This is a genomic window from Wenzhouxiangella sp. YN1 (assembly GCF_056324145.1).
Window position 1 is genome coordinate 1 of the sequence record NZ_JBJNIO010000151.1, and the last position, 349, is coordinate 349.

Sequence of the window (349 nt, forward strand, 5' to 3'; positions counted from 1 at the left end):
TGAGTGGCGTTCAGCCGTGGGCTCTGCCGCTGGCAGTTCGTCTTTCCTCGGCGGTGTTGATCTTGATGGGCTCGCGCGCCAGCACTTCCCTGCCCTGGCGCTGCACGTAGAGGATCTCGTAGTCGCCGGCCTCTGGCGGCATGGTCAGCTTCCGCGGCGAGCCTTCGCGCGTGGAGCGGTAGTGCATCGGGTCTCGTACGCCGCGGCAGATCACCCTGCCGCCAGAGGCCGCCGACTACGCGAGCCTCTACGTGCAGCGCCAGGGCAGGGAAGTGCTGGCGCGCCAGCCCATCAAGTTCAACACTGCAGAGGAATGACGAACATGTCTCAGCTCCTGCACTGGATCCGC

At 65.9% G+C, this 349-nt stretch carries 1 protein-coding gene; it reads right to left on the reverse strand.

Annotation, left to right across the window (positions count from 1 at the left end; genetic code table 11):
- Nucleotides 1-10: 10 nt before the first annotated feature.
- The gene (locus ACEWQZ_RS09675; protein WP_476482887.1) at nucleotides 11-187 is read right to left on the reverse strand and encodes a hypothetical protein; all 177 of its coding nucleotides are present in this window, start codon (nucleotides 185-187) and stop codon (nucleotides 11-13) included.
- Nucleotides 188-349 lie beyond the last annotated feature (162 nt).